This is a genomic window from Enterococcus sp. E4-150, assembly GCF_035726465.1.
Taxonomy (GTDB): Bacteria; Bacillota; Bacilli; order Lactobacillales; family Enterococcaceae; genus Enterococcus_B; species Enterococcus_B faecium.
This window is the reverse complement of sequence record NZ_JAPRGK010000018.1, coordinates 1-15,424: the sequence shown is the minus strand read 5'-3', so window position 1 is coordinate 15,424 and position 15,424 is coordinate 1. Positions and strand designations below refer to the sequence as shown.

The 15,424-nt window shown below is 35.1% G+C and carries 15 protein-coding genes and 1 pseudogene; 13 read left to right on the top strand and 3 right to left on the bottom strand.

Translation table 11 applies throughout. The features are described from left to right. The first annotated feature begins 1 nt into the window (after position 1). From OZ002_RS11805 to OZ002_RS11780, 6 genes are read left to right on the top strand one after another with little or no spacing between them, the layout of a single operon-like run. Positions 2-1,870: a BglG family transcription antiterminator gene (locus OZ002_RS11805; RefSeq protein ID WP_016628002.1), complete on the top strand. Its 1,869-nt coding sequence runs from the start codon at positions 2-4 to the stop codon at positions 1,868-1,870. Next, on the top strand, positions 1,863-2,354 hold the full coding sequence (locus tag OZ002_RS11800) for a transcriptional regulator GutM (RefSeq protein WP_125179277.1): 492 nt from the start codon (positions 1,863-1,865) through the stop codon (positions 2,352-2,354). Before OZ002_RS11805 ends, OZ002_RS11800 begins: the two co-directional genes overlap by 8 nt. After that, positions 2,342-2,896, top strand: a complete 555-nt coding sequence (srlA, locus tag OZ002_RS11795; protein WP_002289423.1) for a PTS glucitol/sorbitol transporter subunit IIC — start codon at positions 2,342-2,344, stop codon at positions 2,894-2,896. Before OZ002_RS11800 ends, srlA begins: the two co-directional genes overlap by 13 nt. Positions 2,897-2,913: 17 nt before the next feature. After that, positions 2,914-3,909 (top strand): PTS glucitol/sorbitol transporter subunit IIB, encoded by a 996-nt coding sequence (srlE, locus tag OZ002_RS11790; protein WP_325083390.1) that lies wholly within the window; start codon positions 2,914-2,916, stop codon positions 3,907-3,909. 17 nt (positions 3,910-3,926) lie between these two features. Beyond that, positions 3,927-4,325, top strand: a complete 399-nt coding sequence (locus tag OZ002_RS11785; protein WP_325083389.1) for a PTS glucitol/sorbitol transporter subunit IIA — start codon at positions 3,927-3,929, stop codon at positions 4,323-4,325. Next, a complete protein-coding gene (locus OZ002_RS11780) occupies positions 4,309-5,004 on the top strand; it encodes a fructose-6-phosphate aldolase (RefSeq protein WP_016628000.1) in 696 nt (231 codons plus the stop codon). The genes OZ002_RS11785 and OZ002_RS11780 overlap by 17 nt, the downstream gene beginning before the upstream one ends. A 547-nt stretch (positions 5,005-5,551) precedes the next feature. On the opposite strand, the gene OZ002_RS11775 is transcribed toward OZ002_RS11780, so the two are convergent. After that, the gene (locus OZ002_RS11775; RefSeq protein ID WP_156248984.1) at positions 5,552-6,439 is read right to left on the bottom strand and encodes a peptidyl-prolyl cis-trans isomerase; all 888 of its coding nucleotides are present in this window, start codon (positions 6,437-6,439) and stop codon (positions 5,552-5,554) included. A 184-nt stretch (positions 6,440-6,623) separates the two neighbouring features. Between OZ002_RS11775 and OZ002_RS11770 the strand changes: the two genes are divergently transcribed. The 4 genes and pseudogenes from OZ002_RS11770 to OZ002_RS11755 all read left to right on the top strand — a co-directional run bounded on the left by OZ002_RS11770 (position 6,624) and on the right by OZ002_RS11755 (position 10,234). Beyond that, a complete protein-coding gene (locus tag OZ002_RS11770) occupies positions 6,624-7,463 on the top strand; it encodes a CPBP family intramembrane glutamic endopeptidase (protein WP_002296628.1) in 840 nt (279 codons plus the stop codon). A gap of 195 nt (positions 7,464-7,658) precedes the next feature. Further along, positions 7,659-8,417, top strand: a complete 759-nt coding sequence (locus OZ002_RS11765; protein ID WP_156248985.1) for a cell wall anchor protein — start codon at positions 7,659-7,661, stop codon at positions 8,415-8,417. Between the two features lie 428 nt (positions 8,418-8,845). After that, a pseudogene (locus tag OZ002_RS11760) lies at positions 8,846-9,151 on the top strand (helix-turn-helix domain-containing protein); the annotation flags it as partial. A 54-nt stretch (positions 9,152-9,205) separates the two neighbouring features. Next, complete coding sequence (locus tag OZ002_RS11755) at positions 9,206-10,234, top strand: hypothetical protein (protein ID WP_061605280.1); 1,029 nt, start codon at positions 9,206-9,208, stop codon at positions 10,232-10,234. A 25-nt stretch (positions 10,235-10,259) separates the two neighbouring features. On the opposite strand, the gene OZ002_RS11750 is transcribed toward OZ002_RS11755, so the two are convergent. Further along, positions 10,260-10,700 (bottom strand): Spx/MgsR family RNA polymerase-binding regulatory protein, encoded by a 441-nt coding sequence (locus OZ002_RS11750; RefSeq protein WP_010727728.1) that lies wholly within the window; start codon positions 10,698-10,700, stop codon positions 10,260-10,262. A 159-nt stretch (positions 10,701-10,859) separates the two neighbouring features. Between OZ002_RS11750 and OZ002_RS11745 the strand changes: the two genes are divergently transcribed. The 3 genes from OZ002_RS11745 (at position 10,860) to OZ002_RS11735 (ending at position 14,453) form a co-directional block, all read left to right on the top strand. Next, positions 10,860-11,366 (top strand): cysteine hydrolase family protein, encoded by a 507-nt coding sequence (locus OZ002_RS11745; RefSeq protein WP_002331725.1) that lies wholly within the window; start codon positions 10,860-10,862, stop codon positions 11,364-11,366. A gap of 167 nt (positions 11,367-11,533) precedes the next feature. Then, positions 11,534-13,447 carry an alpha/beta fold hydrolase gene (locus tag OZ002_RS11740; RefSeq protein WP_016627996.1) on the top strand — a complete coding sequence of 638 codons (1,914 nt, stop codon included), beginning with the start codon at positions 11,534-11,536 and terminating at the stop codon, positions 13,445-13,447. Between the two features lie 4 nt (positions 13,448-13,451). After that, complete coding sequence (locus tag OZ002_RS11735; RefSeq protein ID WP_002331727.1) at positions 13,452-14,453, top strand: alpha/beta hydrolase; 1,002 nt, start codon at positions 13,452-13,454, stop codon at positions 14,451-14,453. A gap of 201 nt (positions 14,454-14,654) precedes the next feature. On the opposite strand, the gene OZ002_RS11730 is transcribed toward OZ002_RS11735, so the two are convergent. Then, entirely contained in the window at positions 14,655-14,861 is a 207-nt protein-coding gene (locus OZ002_RS11730) for a DUF3955 domain-containing protein (protein ID WP_002296638.1), read from the bottom strand. Between the last annotated feature and the right edge of the window lie 563 nt (positions 14,862-15,424).

Here is a 15,424-nt window from a genome sequence, read left to right as displayed (position 1 = left end):
CGTGACGCTAGTAAACAGATGGTACCAATTATTGAAATTACTAGTCACTCAGAAGAAAGTTTCAATCCAGGAAGTGCAAAAAGAAATCAAAACCAGTAATCAAACCATAAAAAAAGATATTGGGGAGTTGAATGAAGAAATTGCCGGTATTGCAAAAATCATCCAAAAAAACAAACATTTTGAACTTGAAATTTATGATTTTGATTTTTTTGATGAGATCATGCAAGGAAAATTGAAAACAGCCAGTGATTTCAATTCGGCATCCAAAAGAATCGCTTATTTACTAAATAGGCTGATCGAAACAGAGGATTTCTTACGTATGGATGATTTGTCTGAAGAAGTCGGTGTCAGCAGAGGAACAGTGGTCAAGGATCTAAAGACATTAAAAGAGATGATCAATGATTTTGATGTAAAGATTACAGGCACACCAAATAAAGGACTAAGAATAATAGGAGATGAGCTAGAATTACGACTACTTTTGTTTTATTTTGTTTCTCCCTACTTTTCAGAGACGAAAACAGAACAGTTTCTAGAAGAAAAACAAGCAATCAAACATTTTCAGAAGAAGACGAATGCTAGTAAACAAGAAATCACCCTTTTGACGAAAGTTATCGGTATTTCTTTGAATAGAATCTCTAGTAACTATCTGTTGAAGAAGCCCATCAATCGTTACAGTGGGTGTTTTGAATATATCCAAGAATTTAATGAACTGATCAATCAGTTGGAAGAAATCTATGAACTAACTTTGAGCCAATATGAAAAAGATTTTATCAGTTTTCCTTTGAACATCATCAACACAAGTATAACGATGATAAGGAAAGCTAACTCTGATTTGCGCTTATATTTCGACCCTATGATGATGCGTATTCGACGATTAGATCTCATTGATCTGGATGAGTCCTTCTTATATCAAGAGATGAAACAGCACCTCTCTTTATTGATAAATCGGGTAATTTTTCGTTATCGATTGACTGATTTATTTTATGGTGAGATAGAAAAAAAGTATCCTTTTTCTTACCAAATCGCTAGCGAATGCATACAAGCATTAGAAGCTATCTTGCAACATAAGATCTCTAAAGTAGAGATCAGCTACCTAACGTTGTATTTGGAGTTAGCATTTCGATATCAAAAAGAGCATTTTTCCTCTAAAAAAGTAGCCATTGTTCATACGACAGGAAAAGGAACAGCATTAATGATCCAAAGACAAATCAAAAGGATATTGGGGAGGGATATACAAATAACACATGTTTCAGAAGAACAATATGAAAAAGTAGATCTAAACAAATATTTCGCTGTTTTTACAACGATTCCGTTAAAAAATGTAAATGAAGAGACACCGGTGATCCATTTGACTAATCTTTTCGATGACTCTTGGTTAAGGGCACAATGGCAAAAAGCAAAAAAAAAGCGATTAGTCGGGTTTCATTCTACTGTTTTTTTCTATCAAATATGGAAAGAAAAAAAGACGTATCAAGAATATTTAAACAAATTAGTCGCTCCTTTGATCAGAGGCTATTATGTGGATGAAGAATTTGAAAAAAGGATCTTGAAAAGAGAATCTCAGCAAAGCACATTTGTTAACAAAGAATTTGCTTTTCCTCACACAACCAACCAGCTATCTCAACACATTGTTTTATCAGTAGGGCTAATAACTGATCAAGGTTTAGCAGAAACAGGAGGAAATGGAGTTATTTTTTTATTTGCCATACCTGAAGAAATGACGGCTGAAGTTGAGAATGAATTATTTGAGCTATACGATATCCTATTTGAACTCATAAAAATGGGAATAGATGAGTTTATTGAATTAGCACCGACACAAGAATCATTTTTAAAACTAATCAAAAGTAAAGGAGAGAGACTTCATGAATGATATGTATCTATTCATAGTTTTCGCAGCTTCAGCTTATGTGCTGCAAGCAGTTATCGGTTGGAAGCAACTAAAGCATTTCAATCAAACATATAGCGAACTGCGAAGAAAAGGAAAAGTAGCGATTGGTAAACGACCTGGGAAAATCCGTTCAGGCACGATTGTTATGCTAGCTATAGACGATCATGATCAAGTTTTAGAAGTCAGAAAAATGCAAGGGGTTACATCTTTGGCAAAATTTCATTCATTACCTGTCTATGCGGGTGAAGATATCCATTACATCGATCGTTACCATCCCTCAGTTCGAGCGGAAGATCGTTTGACACAAGCAACTTTAGAAAATGCCAGAGAAGTATACTTACGAATAGAGGCAGGAAATGAAAAAAGTGAACAACCTTCATTGCCTTTTATTGCTATGCTCAATAATTTTCGGATATGGAAAAGTACGATCAAAGAAAAAAGGAGTGACAAACGATGGATATCATAACAAAATTTGCTGAGGGATTTATGAGGCTGTTCCAAACAGGTGCAGAAACATTCATAAGCTGGATGACAGGAATCGTACCAGTTGTCTTGATGCTGATGGTTGCAATGAATACGCTGATTGCTTTTTTAGGTGAAGACCGAGTAACGAAAGTAGCCAAATTATCAGCGAAAAATCCGCTTACTCGTTACCTTGTGTTACCATTCTTATCTGCTTTTATGTTGGGAAATCCTATGTCATTTACAATGGCTCGTTTCCTTCCAGAATACTACAAACCAAGCTATTATGCTGCTCAAGCTCAATTTTGTCATACGAGCAATGGTGTATTCCCCCATATTAATCCTGGAGAATTGTTTGTATGGATGGGGATTGCTCAAGGGATCGAAACCTTAGGGCTAAATTCGATGGAGCTGGCTATCCGATACTTGCTTGTGGGACTGCTGATGAACTTTATTGGTGGTTGGATAACTGATTTTACTACTGGATTTGTATGCAGACAGCAAGGAATCGTTCTTAGCAAAAAAGTAGAGCTTTCAGTTGATTAGAGAAAGGAGAGTTTTAAATGTATAGTGATATCAAGATCGTAAAAGGAAACGGCGGGTATGGAGGTCCTTTGATTATTAGGCCGACAAAAGATAAACACAAGTTCATCTATGTCACAGGTGGAGGTGAGAGGCCAATGATCGTAGATAAAATAGAAGAACTGACAGGTATGGAGTCTATCAATGGATTCAAAACATCAATACCTGATAGTGAAATCGCGCTTGCAATCGTTGACTGTGGAGGGACTCTTAGATGTGGAATTTATCCTAAAAAAGGGATACCAACCATCAATATCGTTCCCACAGGAAAAAGTGGCCCATTAGCACAATATATCACTGAAGATATTTATGTTTCAGCAGTAGGGTTAGAACAAATACAGCCACTAATGGAAACTGATGATAACAAAGAAACAGTAAATACTGCATCTCCAGATAAAAAGTACAAATATGATACTTCTAAAAAGATAACCGAGCAAAAAGCAGAGCAGCAAAACTGGATAGCAAAAATTGGAATGGGCGCGGGAAAAGTAGTTGCTACATTCAATCAATCAGCAAGAGAAGCAGTAGATACGATGATCCGGACAGTGATCCCTTTTACGGCTTTCGTTTCCCTTTTAATTGGTGTGATACAAGGTTCTGGGATCGGTAATGTATTTGCTAACATTATGGCACCTTTAGCAGGAAATGCAGTTGGATTAACAATCATTGGATTTATTTGTTCACTGCCATTTTTATCTCCTTTGCTTGGTCCAGGGGCAGTTATTAGCCAAGTGATTGGAACATTGATCGGTGTAGAGATTGGGAAAGGAAATATTCCTCCCCAATTAGCATTACCGGCACTATTTGCTATCAATACTCAAAATGCATGTGATTTTATTCCAGTCGGTCTAGGTTTGGAAGAAGCAAAAGCTGAGACAGTAGAAGTAGGTGTACCATCAGTTCTTTATTCAAGATTTCTTAACGGCATCCCACGAGTTATCATTGCTTGGGTAGCAAGTTTTGGATTATATAGCTGAGTTTAGGAGGAACAGAGATGACGATCTTTGAAACGGTTGTAACAGATGTTGGTATAGAAGCAGAAGTATTCAGGAAAGAAAAAATAATGATTTTATTTGGAGATGAAGCACCGGAAACATTAACAGATTATTGTTATAAGATTGAATTGAATCAGGTAAGAAAAGAAATAACTTGTGATATGAAGCTCTGTTTTGATAAACAAATGTATGTAATCACAGAAGTAGGAGATGTTGTCCAAACTAATTTGAATGAATTAGGACATATCACGATAAAATTTGATGGATCTCATGAGCCGGAACTTCCAGGAACAATGTATGTAGAAGATAAGGAAATGCCGCATTTAAGAAAGGGGACAATCATTAAAATCGATCAAGAGGATCAGAATGGGGGAAAGCTATATGGAAATCATGCTTGATACAGCAAATACAAAAAGTATTTATTCTTGTCAACAGTTTTTGAATTTAACAGGCGTAACAACAAATCCTACTATTCTGAAAAAAGAAGGAGCGTCAAACTTCTTCTCGCATATGAAAGAAATCAAAAAAATAATCGGACAGATTCCTATCCATATTCAGACAATAGGAAGAACGGAAGAAGAAATGATAGAGGATTCTCGAGTTATCATAGAAGAACTGGGAAAAGATACGTTTATCAAGGTGCCGGTGAATCAAGCAGGCCTTCAAGCGATCAAAAAGTTGAAAAAAGAAGGTTATTTGATTACCGGTACAGCTATTTACACAGAATTACAAGGGTATTTAGCTATTAATAATGGAGCAGATTATATTGCACCTTATTATAACAGGATGCAAAATCAAGGCATTGATGCTATGAAAGTGATTGATTCGTTGCGGACTGAGATCGAACGTACGCAAAGTCCAACAAAAATATTAGCAGCTAGTTTCAAAAATTGTGAACAAGTCACTACAGCCATTCGATCTGGAGCTCATGCGATAACGTTAGGTAAAGAGCTACTAGATCAAGTATTAGAGATGCCCTCGATTGATAAAGCAGTGAGGGGCTTCCAAGAAGATTGGGTGCAAACTTTCCAAGCAGAAACGATTGGTGAACTAAAAAAGGTCGCTGATTACTTCTGAATCAATTTCTCCATAAAATAAACGATAGCCTTCTCGAAAACTCGAGAAGGCTATCTGACGATTCAATATTCATTAATTTAAAGTTTCAGTGACTATTACTAACTATTACTTATTTCTCATTTAAACGATGTATTCCCTAACCTCTAATACATCCTTGTAACTCTGAAGTTACGCCAGTTTTGAATAAATTTCATAAAAACAAATGAAAAGTGTCGCATAAAAATATCTTTCGTGTTTCTCTAGTATAACAGAATAAGAAGAACAAGTCCAGAAGGGATATTTTTAGTCTTTTTTAAATAACTTTTCAGTCGAGTTTGAGTTTATGATAGTTGTTTTTGAAGCGATACGGCAAGTGAAAAAACTTAATGGCGCATTGATTCATGTGATAGAAATAAAAAACTTTTTTAAATTTATATCCTCATGATTGTAACAAATAAAAAAAGACCCCAATGAAGTTGTGGCAAAAGTGGTTTGCCTCAAAAATAAGAAGGAATTTCCAAAAATCACTTCTCAAATTTTGCCACATCCCCAATTGGGTCAAACTTGTTTATTTGAATATATTTTTTACATAAGGATCTTTAATAGTTACATTGTCTTTTTTCATCACTTTACGGATTGTTTTGTCCATGAATTCCGTATCAAGAGTTTTTGTTTCCGTGGCGATTTTTTCTAGCTCTGATTTGTATTTATCTTTATTGGAACCTTTATCCTGTTTTTTTACCATTTTTACTAGATAATAGCTTTGCTGATAAGTCGTTGGATCTGTTACAGGAATGATATCAGAAACTTCCCCGTTTTTTAGTTTAAATGCTGCTTTTTTTACTTCAGTAGGAATTTCTGGATTGGTTGAATCAAAATTCATTTTTCCATCAGTTTCCTTTAATGTTCTATTTTTTCCATAAGCTTGAACAAGCTTGGAGAAATTTTCCCCTTCATTTGCTTCTTTTTTTGCTTTATCTGCTTCTTCTTTAGTCGAAAATAGAATGATCTGTGTACTAACTTCTGGATAGAATTCTTTCCAAGCAGTGTCTAGCTCTTTATCTGTTAATTTTACATTGGCTTTCAAACCGTACTGGAAAACCAGCATCTGTTTCAAAAGTTTCTTATATGTCTCTTCCGTTTGGCCAATTGCTTTTAATTGTTCCTTGTAGTTTGGACCGAGTTTTTTGATTTGTTCATTATATTCTTTTGTAACTTCCTTTGAAGAAATCTCTTTTCCGTATACATCATCAAATGCTTTGAAGACGATCATTTTTTTTAATAGTGTTTGATTGTTTGATTTAACTTTTGGGTTATCATAAAAATCCTGAACTGTAAGTGTTCCACCTTTAAACGTTGCAATTGTTTCATTGGACTTGCGACAACCTGAGAATAGCAAAATAGCAAATGCTGAAAGGCACATAATCAGTAGTTGTTTTTTCAAAAAATTTCCCATCCTTTCCATATTAAAGACAGTCTAACAGAAGAACCAGGCAGACAGTCTTTCATTTTCGTAAGGTTGCTGTAGATATTCTTAGTTCGTAAAAATCTATTCTCTCTATGATGGAGAACATTTACATAGTTTTTACGAGACAAGAAAGAAAAGGGTTGTTAAACTTAATATAAAGGAGGGATGAAAGATGATCAGGATTATTCGGTTGATTGGATCTGTTTTAATAGTCTTAGTTGGTTTTGTTTTAGGAATTCTTGTCAATAATGCACTTGCGGATATGTTTATTGGAAATAGTGAATGGATTGGAGCAATTGCCGGTACGGTCGGACATTTAGCTGTTTTTTTACTAGCTTTATTTCTTGCTAGTAAGGTCGAAGGAAAAAGAATAGAAGATTATGGTGTTTCTGTTCGAGGAAAAGACTGGGGGTATTTAGCGGGAGGTCTCGTTGTTGGAATTGGAGTGTTTCTGCTTATTACTAGTCCATTATATTTGACGGGGGCGTATCGGTTAGATTCAGGAAACGCAAACATTGTGCCGCTGATAACGAGTTTTATTTTATTTATTGCAGTGGGGGCATCAGAAGAGCTTTTATTCCGTGGCTTTTTTCAGCATCAGATGCTTAGATTTGGTCCGTTAATAGCAATGATTGGATCTGCTGCATTATTTGCTCTTTTGCACGGATTGAATCCTAACATGACATTTCTGGCAGTTTTCAATATCTTTTTAGCAGGTTGCTTTTTCAGCGCACTTATCTACAGTACAGGAAGTTTATTTACGGCTATTGGTGCTCATATTACTTGGAATTGGACACAAGGAGCTATTTTGGGTATACCAGTCAGCGGAACGCAAGAACAAGGTTTTTTCTCCACTCTGATCCAATCGCAAAATACAATAATTACTGGGGGAAACTTTGGGGCTGAAGCATCTATATCGACTACATTATTCTTGTTAGTCTTGATTGTTGGTTTGTTACTCTATGCATATAAAACAAAGCGGATGAAGAAATACACTGCTGTTTATCAATAAAAGATGAAGAAAGCAAGGCTGATATCGGTCTTGCTTTTTTAAGTCTGTCATTGATTAAACGAAAAAGTAAACAAATTCAAGCGAATACACGACATCTTTTGTTAGATTTTCACAACTGACTGTCGTGTTCTCATCATTTTCATTTTATATAATTCCTTTATCAAATAGAAGGTAATTATATGGAGAGTGATAGAAATGAAGAAAACAGCGACCGTATTATTTGTTATTCTTGGGCTGAGTATAATTGCAGCAATGATTGGAATCAGTACTTCTGCAAATGAACGAGCAAATGAGAATCTTTCATTTACTGTGAAAACTGATCGGATTGTTTATGACATGACACAACAAGTCATTACTATTCCAGTCAAACCAAACAAAAACGTGAATGCTAGTGATGTACATGCTGTTCTAACATATGGTTGGGATGGTAATGGAAGTTCAGAAAAGGTTATTGGGGAAGTTTATTTAAAAGACGTACAATGGACCGCTGGTATTGAGTATGCAATAATGATTTCTGCAGAACTATCGATTGATGAGATCAAGAGTAAAGATAAAGTTGATTTGATTGTTTTTTATGATGGACAGATGACGATTACGGAGAATTTGAAACCAAGCAGTTGGACAGTTGTTGGACCGCCAAGCAGTACGGATAGCACAAGTAGTGAAAGCAGCACAGGAAAAGTAAATAATGAACTTGATTTGGTACCTATCATACCAACTAAGGAACAAAAGAGAAATGCAGGGAGCAACCTAAAAAGTGTGCTAAAACAGCCTGATTTTGTTTCTCGTGGAATTGTTCATCAAGAAAAAGCGAAAGAAACAGATAATAGAAAAAGCGATTTACCAGAAACTGGTAGTAGAACCTTGAACAAGCTAATTACATGGATGGGTGTGTTACTCATTTTGATTGTAGGAGCAAGCTATTTTCGTTCTCTCTTCCATCGAGTGAAATAAAGAATAAAAGCAACAGATCTAAAATTGAATAAAAAACGATAGATTTTTGAGTGAATATTTCATTCGAGAGTGCTGTATTGCCTGGCGAAGTTGTAGCTTTGCCAGGTCTATTTTTGTTTACTAACATATTTGAGAAACAGGAAATAACAGGAACACAAATGGAAAATAAGAGCAAGAATAATTGACAATGCACACTGCGCATGGTAGTATCTCTGAAAAATCAGTAACGAATCTATTTGTACGTTATTCATGTAGCTGTCGGAATAAGTCTAAATAATAGATAAAAAGGAGTATGTACTTTGTTTGAAGAATTTATTGATATCAATGAAAGGCAAGTATATCAATTTTTGAACTATTGTTATGAAAGAGACGAGAAATTATATGTGGTGAAGGATATCGCTTTAGATCTAAACTACACCCTGGCTAAGATGAATTCGGTGATTCAACAAGCAGAATCGTTTTGCGAAAGGTATCCAGAATATAAATTATCTTTTCTTTCAGAAAACAAGATGATAAAAGTCGAGTTTTCTTCTCAGTTTTTACTGAGTAAAGTTTATTCTATACTGTTAGAGGGAACGATTGGTTATATTTTACTGGATTCACTTTACAAAGGTACTTATCAATCCTTAGAAAATCTTAGTCAAAAAAATTATATAAGTTTGCGTACGATTCAAAGAAAATTAAGAGAACTTAATACTATTTTGAAAAACTATCATTTATCTTGCAGCTTGAAAAAAGGTAATCCGATAGAAGGAGAAGAATACCGTATCCGATACTTTTTTCACTTGATGTATTGGCAGTCATTCGACGAAAATCATTCTGATATATTATCAAGTATAAAAAATAAACGTCAACTATTAGAAAAATTTGCGAAACATGCGCCATATACGCGTAGTATAGATAGAAAGAAATGGATCAGCCTACTAAGAATTTCGTTGCAACGAATGAAACAAGGCCACCCGATTACGTATGTCCCAGAAGAGATGAACAAATTTGTGCATCCATTGATAACAAAAGAAGAGTTTACGCATTACATACTAGAGCCTTTTTTTGAAGCAAACTTCTGGTCGATGAACCACATCACTCCAACAGAGCAAGCTTACCTTTATTTTATGTTTGGTGTAATGAATACCTATTTGGAAGAAGACTTGTTGGATGCTCCAGATAAAGTACAAGAAAGTTGGGGCTGGATTGAATCGTCTATTGTAGAAAATTTTGAAAAAAACTTCAAGATTTGTTTTATAACTTCAGAAAAAAATTATCTATATGTCAATTTGGCAATGATCCATTTGTATTCAAGGGTTTTTGGGACAAAAAAGAAGGTGGATGCTTTCGGAAAATCAGCAGAAGACAGAGATTTTCAGCATATATTTCCAGTGATGTATCCAATCATGCAACAGTTTTTTAGTGGGGTAGCTCGCAGAATTCCAGAGCTTAATACTTATTATGAAAAGAACAGTCGGTTGATTTTTCAATACTGTATGCTAGTCAGGGACACTTTTATAAAACACGAACAACCTGTCATATTCTATATTCAATCGAAGTACGGTAAAACTCAGGAATTATGGGCAAAGAAAAGGATATTATCTATGACTGAACGCCCAATAAAATATAGTGCATCCGCTGATCAGTTACCTGATATTGTCATTAGCGATTATCCTATCGACAAAAAGGCATATGATCAAACGAATACACAGATATTTTACTGGAATGGACAACCTACAAAAAATGATTGGGCGCGTCTGAAAGCTGAAATCATAAAAATCAGGAATGAGAAAAATAGATCCATATTGGAAAAATTGGATTTCGTTAATTAAGAACAGCAGATTGTTTATGCCAAAATTAAGACATTGCAAAAAGATTATTTTCTTTAAAATCGACAAGATGACCAGAAAGTAAGAGTTCATTGAGCTCTTGCTTTCTTTTAGTTTTAGGAAGGAACATCCTGATTTTATCTTCGCTAAATCCAGTCAAAAGTTTTGCAGGCTGGTCGTAGATAATCGGTTTTTTCAATAAAGAAGGGGATGTACGAATCTCAAGGTATAGTTCACTCAAACTGAGCTCGTCTATTCTGTGAACAAGATTTTTATAACTAATAGAATGAGTAGAGAGCATTTCGGTCACGCCGTTGTTTGTCAATTTTAGTAAGTGGATAAATTCATTTTTGGTTAGTGGTTGACGAATTAAGTTCTGTTCGATAAACGGTATATCATGGACGATAAGCCAACGTTTTGCGCGTCTTGAAGACGAGCAGCCAGAACCTGTATACAATTTAATCATCATACATTCCTCCAATAGCTAAGTATTTATGAAATAATAACATGAAGAAATAGTCGAAAAGTGCCATTTAGAGGTGTAAAATAAGAAAATGTTGTCACGTATAATGGAACTAGCTAGATAAGAAATACTATTAAATCAAGAAAAAAGAAAGAAGGCACAAGTATGTCAAACACAGCCGACGCAATAGTAGTGATCGATTTACAAAAAGGGGTATGTTTTGATTCTTCGTCGATACACGAATTAGAAACAGTGACAGCATTAGTGAATGAAAGAATCAAAACATACGAAACGATTGGAAAGCCAGTTATTTTCGTTCAACACGAAGATGATCAATTAGTACCAGAAACAAAACCATGGGAGCTATTGTCGGAATTATCTATTCCTGAACACAGTTATTTTGTGAGAAAAACCCATGCGAATTCATTTTATAAGACTAATCTGAGTATGTTATTAACTGAATTGGACTGTCATTCGATCGAATTATGTGGGGCACAAGCAGAGTATTGTATAGATACGACTGTGAAGTTTGCTCATGGATTAGGATACCAGCTTATGATGTGTAGAGGAGCAACGACAACTTATGATAATCCTTTTATGAAAGCAAAGGAAACAATCGCTTTTTACGAGAAAATTTGGGATAAACGATTTCTGACATTTTTGGAGCAATAAGTTGTTTCTTCGTTTAAAAAAAGCAGAATGGATACTGGTTTATCCATTCTGCTTTATTACGTAAAATGAGAAAATAACCCTGTTCTATTTTTATGGGATAAACCATTTATTTTTTGTATAAAAAATGTTTGCGTTTACATATAATTCTCCTAGAAACATAAAAAGGAGTGAATAGCTTGAGAACAAAACAAGTATTAAAGGGAGCGTTGGTCATCTTATTTGCTGTAAGTACAAGCGTCCCGCAATGGACAGTATATGGAGAGAGCATTTCTTCCGAATCGGAATCTCGGGAGGTAGAAACCACAGAAACTACTGATGCTGGAAATGAAACGAAATCGAGTACTTCACAAACAGAAACAAATACTGAAACAACGGCTGAGACATCTGTTACTAGCACAGATCAAGAAACGACCGCTACCACAGATAACCAACAAACAGAAGAAGCAACAGCTACAAAAATGTCAAACGACGAATCCTCTTCTGCTAAAGTAAGTGACAAAGAGAATGGGACAGAAAATGATGATATCGGTAAAGGTGAAAATTTCAATGGTAAAGAATATTTGAATTACTTCGGTAAACAGATGACAGAAATACTTAATGGACCAACAGAAGACATCAAGTCAAAATTAATAGAGTTATTAGTCACTGAGCTTGCTGTTAATGATTATGGTGTAGATAAAGAGATTATCAAACATCTGATTGCTACTTATCTATTGTACGATATCGCTTTTGCAAAAAACAGTGTGTTGATGTCGATGCTTGGAGGTACAGATGATGAGACAACGCCTACAGAAAACACAGGCTTCTATCCAAATACAAAACAACTTCATCAAACTGTACTAAACAAACAAGATGGCAAAATGATGGATGTATATGCATATTATGTCGATCAAGGTTCAGATAAAACAGTCATGATCCATGGCGGATTTCGAGGGAATTGGAATAACGGGATCGTTACAGAAGAATACAATGATTTTTATAAGGCCGGGTATAATTTATTATTTGTTGATTCCAGAGCGACTGGTAATAGCGGAGGCGATTATGTGACCTATGGACAATATGAGTCAGATGACGTCCTTTACTGGATAAATCAAGAAGTTCGAGAGCGGCCATCTCAAAAGATTTTACTTTATGGTGGTTCGATGGGAGCAGCTACGATGATGTATGTATTAGCGAAAGATATTCCTGTCAATGTCAAAGGAATTATTGAAAATTGCGGATTTGCATCAATTGATGAACAACTACGTTTTACGTACAGCCAGACAGTAGTCCCCGCACTACCGGATGCCATAAAAAATCAGTTAGACATCATTGGGGATCAAGAGCATGAAGATTTATTTATGGGCCTTTTGAAACAATACTATTTTGATCAGGAGATGCATTTGGATACAAAAGCTGCTCTACCTACGATTGGAATGTCAGATTCATTGCCTAAATTGATTATCCATGGAACAGCAGATGATGTAGTACCTGTGTCTAACGCGCAAAAATTATATGAGTTATCAGGAGGGTATAAAGATCTTTTATTAGTAGAAGGAGCAGGGCATGGAAAGGCACAGGAAGTTGACCATGCTGCCTACACGAAACATGTAACGGACTTTTTGAAAGTAGTGTTCCATGATCAGATAAACGTAAAGTATGTGGATGAAAAAAATAAAAGTCTACTCAAAGACCAGGACGAAATCCAGCTTTACGGAGCTTATGGAGAGAATTATATGACAGAGCAAAAGACATTCGAAGGATACGAATTAGTAAATGTTGAAGGACCGACTGAAGGGGTTTTTAATGAGACGATACCAACTATTATTTACCATTACAAAAAAATCCCAGTAGCTCCACCAAAAAAGCAAGATCCGACAGAGAATGCAGACAATAAGGGAAAGAATGAACCTCGAGAGGATCAATCAAGTGATGATACGCAACCGATTCAGATGACAGTGAAAGTACAAAAAAAGACAGATGCAAAAAAAAGAATGTTGCCGAAAACTGGAGAAAAGAAACATTCGCTTCTCATTTATTCAGGTGGATTTTTATCTGTTAGCACGATTATCACATGGATTTGGCGAAGAAAGAGAGGGTAAATGAATGAAATGGTTCAAGCGAATAGTGATTGCAGTACCAGTTATCATCGTAGTTATTTTAGTCACTGTATTTTTGATTAATCAAATCACACCAAAGCCGATTAGCTTGCTTGTTAGAAAACAATTTGACACAAGTGAAAAAGAACAAGTATATGCCCGACCAGATGATTTCCAGCAAAAAATCGAACAAATCGATATAAAAAAAGAAATATCCTATCCTTCAAAATACAAAAATAATAATATGGATATCTACGCACCGAAAGTGGAAAAGAAAAAATTACCGATTCTTTTCTGGATGCATGGAGGCGCATATGTAGGAGGGGATAAAAATGATTGTCGTGATTATTTGGAATATCTATGTTCAGACACGCAGCAAATCATCGTAAATATAGATTATGAACGATCACCGGAAGCAAAACATCCTACACCAGTTATCCAATTGAACGAAGCCATTCAAGCAGCTAAAAAAGAGATAAAAGATCAAGCAGATTGGTCGAATATTTCGATTGGTGGAGATTCGGCAGGTGCACAAATTAGTGGAGAATATTTATTAGCACTTCAAAATGAAGAAATTAAAAAAGCTGATCATCTTGATCCGACTTTGGAGAACAAGCAGATTACGAAGTTTATTTCTTTGTCTGGTCTGTTGGATCCTTCTGCATTTACTCAAGTAAGTGATAAAATCTCTAGCTTTCTTTATGAAAAATGTGGATGGGCTTACTTTGATAATAAGGACTTTGAACAATCAGAGAAGGTCAAAAGTTTAGCCTTGGTCAGACATGCGGATCGTTGGACGCAAAACACATTCTTAACGGATGGAAATACAAATACGTTTACGAAACAAATGGAAGAAGTAACTTATGTATTTGAGAAAGCGGAGGTGAAAGTCACAAAAGTAGATTATGCGGAGAAAAATGCTGTTTTGAACCATGAATATCAGTTTGATTTCAGCAATAAACAAGCGCAAGAAACATATCAAAAGTTAGTAATGTTTTTCAAGGAGTAAAGTCTTATGATGCAAAAGAGGTTGTAATCTGTCACTTAGCTCCAAGTCACAAGGAGCAATTTCAATAAACAAGCTTTTCATGGTTTATGAATATTGTAACTTGTGACTGAGGAGTTAGAGATGGCAAGGGGCACCTTTTATTCGAAATTTGGGAATATCACACGATTATTGTCACGATCTCTTTTACGTAAATTTTATAAGTCAGATTTGTTGTTTTGATCGTTTAAAAAAAGCAACAAATCCGAAGCCTGCGGAGGCAAGAAGGGACAAAAAGCCGAGTGGTAAGCAAAAGAATGCTGGTTCCACTAATATTCCGTTGTTATTAATATAAGGCTGGGAACAAAGATGAATAGCAAATAAAATCAATGCACTAGCGAAAAAAAGCAAAGAAATATGGATAGCTTTCATAAGCAGCACCTCCTTTTTTATAATTGTATGATAAATAGATTAAGAATCTATAAATGTGACAAGTTTGTTAGGATGTGAATAAAATGATCATCCAGCGAACTTGAAACAAAGATGGCTAACGATAAGTAATTGATGATTCAGCAATCAGATAGTTACAAAGTTTACCATCATACGTCTAGACCAATAATAGAAAATATGGGAATATAATAGAAAAGATTTAGGATACCCCCAAAAGAATTTCCCCAAAAATTCGATGTATCCTAAACTTTTTTATTTTACATCACAATCATATCAACTGTGAAATAAAATTACAAATGATAACCTAAAATGAGGCCAAAAGCCAGTGTTATCAAGGAAATACTTAATTTACCAAAATTTTTTTTAATTTTTTAGAAAATAAGAAACAAAAATAATAAAAAAAAAGAAAAGATAAATTTTGATAAAGTCCATATAATTGTGTAAAAGATAAAAGGCCATGTAACAGCCCTTTTACGGTACAATGTTTTTAACCACAAAAACATACCCAGGAGGACGTTACATGACCCAAGTACATTTTACACTGA

What these genes read in the sequence shown, in the direction of transcription:
- OZ002_RS11750 (WP_010727728.1), bottom strand. Translation starts at nt 10,700, where the DNA reads ATGATGATTAAATTGTATACAGGTTCTGGCTGCTCGTCTTCAAGACGC.
- OZ002_RS11765 (WP_156248985.1), top strand. Translation starts at nt 7,659, where the DNA reads ATGAAGAAAACAGCGACCGTATTATTTGTTATTCTTGGGCTGAGTATA.
- OZ002_RS11770 (WP_002296628.1), top strand. Translation starts at nt 6,624, where the DNA reads ATGATCAGGATTATTCGGTTGATTGGATCTGTTTTAATAGTCTTAGTT.
- OZ002_RS11735 (WP_002331727.1), top strand. Translation starts at nt 13,452, where the DNA reads ATGAAATGGTTCAAGCGAATAGTGATTGCAGTACCAGTTATCATCGTA.
- srlA (WP_002289423.1), top strand. Translation starts at nt 2,342, where the DNA reads ATGGATATCATAACAAAATTTGCTGAGGGATTTATGAGGCTGTTCCAA.
- srlE (WP_325083390.1), top strand. Translation starts at nt 2,914, where the DNA reads ATGTATAGTGATATCAAGATCGTAAAAGGAAACGGCGGGTATGGAGGT.
- OZ002_RS11745 (WP_002331725.1), top strand. Translation starts at nt 10,860, where the DNA reads ATGTCAAACACAGCCGACGCAATAGTAGTGATCGATTTACAAAAAGGG.
- OZ002_RS11785 (WP_325083389.1), top strand. Translation starts at nt 3,927, where the DNA reads ATGACGATCTTTGAAACGGTTGTAACAGATGTTGGTATAGAAGCAGAA.
- OZ002_RS11780 (WP_016628000.1), top strand. Translation starts at nt 4,309, where the DNA reads ATGGAAATCATGCTTGATACAGCAAATACAAAAAGTATTTATTCTTGT.
- OZ002_RS11775 (WP_156248984.1), bottom strand. Translation starts at nt 6,439, where the DNA reads ATGGGAAATTTTTTGAAAAAACAACTACTGATTATGTGCCTTTCAGCA.
- OZ002_RS11800 (WP_125179277.1), top strand. Translation starts at nt 1,863, where the DNA reads ATGAATGATATGTATCTATTCATAGTTTTCGCAGCTTCAGCTTATGTG.
- OZ002_RS11755 (WP_061605280.1), top strand. Translation starts at nt 9,206, where the DNA reads ATGTATTGGCAGTCATTCGACGAAAATCATTCTGATATATTATCAAGT.
- OZ002_RS11730 (WP_002296638.1), bottom strand. Translation starts at nt 14,861, where the DNA reads ATGAAAGCTATCCATATTTCTTTGCTTTTTTTCGCTAGTGCATTGATT.